Here is a 4,242-nt window from a genome sequence, read left to right as displayed (position 1 = left end):
TACAAATCAAAGAACAGACCGATTCGGCGGTTCTTTTGAAGGACGTTTGCAATTTGTAAAAGAGATTATTGAAGGAATTCGCAGTGCATGTGGTAATGAATTTACACTTGGTATTCGTTTAACAGTAGATGAATTACTTGCACCAAACGGTGTGGAAGAATATCTTAAATTAGAAGATGGTGTGAGAGTCTGTAAGGAGTTAGAGGCTCTTGGACTCGATTTTATAAATGTATCAAATGGTATTTACGAATCTTTCAACTCACTATCAGAACCAACAACATATCCACAAGGTTGCCGTACACCACTTATTCGTGCTGTTAAGGAAGCGGTAAATATTCCTGTTATTGCGGTAAATATGATAAAAGAGCCTTGGTTTGCAGAGAAGATGTTAGAAGAAGAGTTAGTTGATTTTGTTGGTCTTGGTCGTGCAGTTGTAGCAGATCCAGAATGGGCAAAAAAGGCAATGGAAGAAAGAGAAGAGGAAATCAATCGTTGTATCTCTTGTACCTTCTGCTTTGAAACATTAGTAAGTGATGCCATTGGTGGTATTGGCCCAGTTAAATGTGCGGTAAATCCTCGTGCAGGTCGAGAACATAAGTATCCTGAGTATAAGAAGGATGGAGAGGGTAAGACAGTAGTTATAGTAGGAGCTGGTGTTGCTGGATTAGAAGCAGCAAGAGTTCTTGCAGAAAGAGCATTTCATGTCGTTGTATTAGAGAAAGAAGGAAAAGTCGGCGGACAGATTAATGTTGCAAATCGACCTCCTCATAAAGAAAAGATGAACTGGATTGTTGATTATGAATTAGTTCAACTTAAAAAGCTTGGAGTATCTGTACAAGCAAATGTAGAAGCGACAAAAGAAGTAATTGCTTCCTATAATCCATATGCAGTAATACTTGCTACAGGTGGAGCACCAATCAAACCATCATCAATACCAGGAATTAATCTTGAGAATGCAGTAACATTCAAAGATGTTCTATGTGAAGAGAAGGTGATAGAAGGTAAGAAAGTTGCAGTGATCGGTTCTGGTGCAACAGGATTAGAAACAGCAGAATACCTATGCACAAGAGGAAATGATGTTACGATTGTAGAGATGAAGGATTCTATTGGCGAAGGTGTATATGTACAACATTACCTTGATGCAATGGACAAGCTTTCAAAATATGATGTTACGTATATGGATAAAACAAAACTTGTGGAAATCAAAAAGGATGCCGTTGTTCTTGAACAAGTAAAAGAAGGAACAACAAGCGAATATCCAGTTGATTATGTAGTGCTTTCATTAGGAGTACGTTCCGTTAACTTATTAGAAGAAGTTGCAAAAGAAGTTTGTGACAATGTTTTTGTAATTGGTGATGCTTCTAAGGTTGGTAGAATTGAAGGTGCTGTTCGTAGTGGATTTGAGGTTGCGTATTCGTTATAAGCTGGTAGTGTTGAGTAGTCGAATAAAATAAAAATCAAGTAGTAGGCTAACCAATGAATGGTTAGCCTACTACTTGATTTACGTTAGTTTAATACCACATGTGCAATTTGTTTAGATTAGTGATACCTGAAAGTGTACAAAATATCTTGTATAGGTTATAATATATAGTTACCAGTAAATCCGAAAGGAAGTGGGTTAAATGGATAATGTACAAAACATGCTGATGAAGTTCTCAAAAAAGATGAAAGATATTCTAGGAGCGAATCTGTCAAAGGTTATTTTGTATGGTTCTTATGCAAGAGGTGAACAGCAGGAGCACTCAGATATTGATATTATGATTCTAACATCGCTAACAGATGTAGAAATTGAAAGGATAGAGCCTATTATCTATGATGTAGCATTTGATTTTGAAATGGAATATTTTATTGATATTAGTGTGATTGTCAAGAATGAAGAACACTTTGAGTATTGGTTAGGAGCGTTGCCCTTTTATGATAATATTGAACGGGAAGGGGTCGTACTAAATGGATGATCGTCAGAAATCTTTAAGTAAATATAGATTGCAAGAAGCAGAGGATAGTTTAAAAGTAGCAGAGCATTGACTTGGTTTCTTTATTATATAAAAGTAGTTAAATAAATAGATAATGATACATGTTTTGGTCCAATTGGTTTATAATAGTGGTAAATAAAACGATAAAAGAAAGAAGGAAAATAATGAATAATAAAATTTACGAATTTGAAGCACAGATACAGAAAGTTCCCGATATCGATGGGGCATATATAGATTTCCCTTATGATGTAAAACAAGAATTTGGTAAAGGAAGAGTGAAGGTAAGAGCTACATTTGATGGAGTAGAATATGACGGAAGTTTAGTACGAATGAAAACACCAAATCATATTATTGGTCTTAGGAAGGATATAAGGGAAAAGATTAATAAGCAGGCAGGGGATATGATACATGTTACGATACAAGAGCGTGTGTAAAGCTAAGAAAGATAGAGTCTAAAGAAAACGTTTTTGGTTTGATGGGAAGTGAAAATGATGTCGTTTAATGTCTCTTAACAAATATTTAACACAACTTTACATGTACATGATAGAGCAGAAATTCTCTTTGTGATATATTTTCTCATGAAGTATATAAATTAGGACAACAAGGGTTGACTAATAAAAAGAGGAGAATGAAAAATGCATAATACTTGGAAAAAGCGTGTGTTAATTGGAGCAGTTGTACTTTCAATGTTGCCAGTGAATTCAATTGTTAGTTTGGCAGATGCAGCACCAGACGGAATGACGGTAGCATCTGATACAGAGGCTGGAAAGAAAGATGGAGCATGGGACAAATGGGTAAAAGAGTGGGAGACAATCAAAGATGATTGGACACAGATTTCACTTACACCAGGTAAGGATGAAAGTCAATTAAACTTTGCGTGGTATACAGCAAAAGATAGTTCGTCAAGATTAAAAATTAGTACGTCAGAAGATATGAAGAATGCAAGTGTATATGTTGCGAAAAGGGAAAAGGCTTCTGTAACTGTAGATGGAAAACAATATTATTCGAATAAAGTAACAGCACTCAATTTAAAATCGAACACAACATATTATTATACATATGAAGTGGATGGTGTTTTTACAGAACCAGCAGAATATACAACAAAAGCAACAGACAATTTTAGTTTTATATTCGTAGGAGATCCACAGATAGGTTCTTCAAACGAGAAGAAATCTTCAAGCAAAGATGTAAATACAGCAGAAAAGTTGGCAGAATTCATACAAGCACAAAGTGAAGCAGTTCGTAATGATTCCTTCAACTGGGCTGATACATTGAATAAAGCAATGACAAAGACAAATAATCAAGCTAGTTTTATCGTGTCTGCTGGTGACCAGATTCAATTAAGAAAAAGTAAATCACCACAGGGTAAAAACTATGAGAGTGAAATAGAATACACTGGTTATTTAAGTCCAGAGGTATTGACATCATTACCTATTGCGCCAACAATTGGTAACCATGATGCAGACAATGCAAACTATACTTATCATTTTAATGTACCAAACAAGAGTGAATACGGTGTTAATACATCAACAACAGATACAACAAAAGTAGGTGGAGACTACTACTTTACCTATGGTTCTGTATTATTCATGATGTTGAATACACAAGATACAAATGTTGCAGAACATAAGAATTTTATTGAGGAAACGGTAAAAGCAAATAAAGATTGTACATGGAGAATTGTTACATTACATCAAGATATCTATGGTTCAGCAGAGCATTCCAATGAGCCGGAAATCACAAATCTAAGATATCAATTAGTTCCAATATTAGAAGCAAACGATATCGATGTTGTATTAACAGGACATGACCATGCATACTCAAGAACGCAAATCTTAAAAGGTGGCGTTAAGACATTTGATGCTTCTTACGATGATGATGCATTTAGTGAACAACTAGAAATTGACATGGATGCAGGAAAGAATCCAAAAACATTAACAATAGCACCGGCTAATATTACATCAAGTAAAGCAACAGAAGATGGATTAAAATACCTTGATTACTTAAATAAAATAATGGACGCAACTGCAGTTGAGAAAGTTAATAAAGTAAATGCAACAACAGTATTAAATCCAGAAGGAATTCTATATATGACAGGAAGTTCTTCTTCTGGTAGTAAATACTATGATTTAGTGGCAAGACAACAAACCTATATTGCAAGTCGTTGGCAAGAAGATGTTCCAACATATTCTGTAATTGATATTACACCAACATCATTTACAATTAATACATACCGTACTGATAATAATAAAGCAATTGATGAAAGCTT

At 34.8% G+C, this 4,242-nt stretch carries 4 protein-coding genes; all 4 read left to right on the top strand.

Going from position 1 to position 4,242, the window contains the following annotated elements; all coding sequences use genetic code 11:
* Positions 1-1,423: FAD-dependent oxidoreductase (locus RMR19_RS21560; protein WP_310605575.1), on the top strand; the 1,423-nt coding region annotated here is incomplete at its 5' end.
* A gap of 199 nt (positions 1,424-1,622) precedes the next feature.
* A complete protein-coding gene (locus RMR19_RS21555; protein WP_310605574.1) occupies positions 1,623-1,955 on the top strand; it encodes a nucleotidyltransferase domain-containing protein in 333 nt (110 codons plus the stop codon).
* A 182-nt stretch (positions 1,956-2,137) separates the two neighbouring features.
* On the top strand, positions 2,138-2,407 hold the full coding sequence (locus RMR19_RS21550) for a DUF1905 domain-containing protein (protein ID WP_310605573.1): 270 nt from the start codon (positions 2,138-2,140) through the stop codon (positions 2,405-2,407).
* 201 nt (positions 2,408-2,608) lie between these two features.
* On the top strand, positions 2,609-4,242 hold a 1,634-nt coding region (locus RMR19_RS21545; protein ID WP_310605572.1), incomplete at its 3' end, for a metallophosphoesterase family protein.

The organism is Anaerosporobacter sp. (assembly GCF_031551385.1).
Classification (GTDB): Bacteria; Bacillota; Clostridia; order Lachnospirales; family Lachnospiraceae; genus Anaerosporobacter.
The sequence above is the reverse complement of the archived record's forward strand: the minus strand, read 5'-3'. Positions and strand labels throughout refer to the sequence as shown.

Bases quoted from the DNA above. Each gene is read 5' to 3' on its own strand.
- RMR19_RS21555 (WP_310605574.1), top strand. From the start codon at position 1,623: ATGGATAATGTACAAAACATGCTGATGAAGTTCTCAAAAAAGATGAAA.
- RMR19_RS21550 (WP_310605573.1), top strand. From the start codon at position 2,138: ATGAATAATAAAATTTACGAATTTGAAGCACAGATACAGAAAGTTCCC.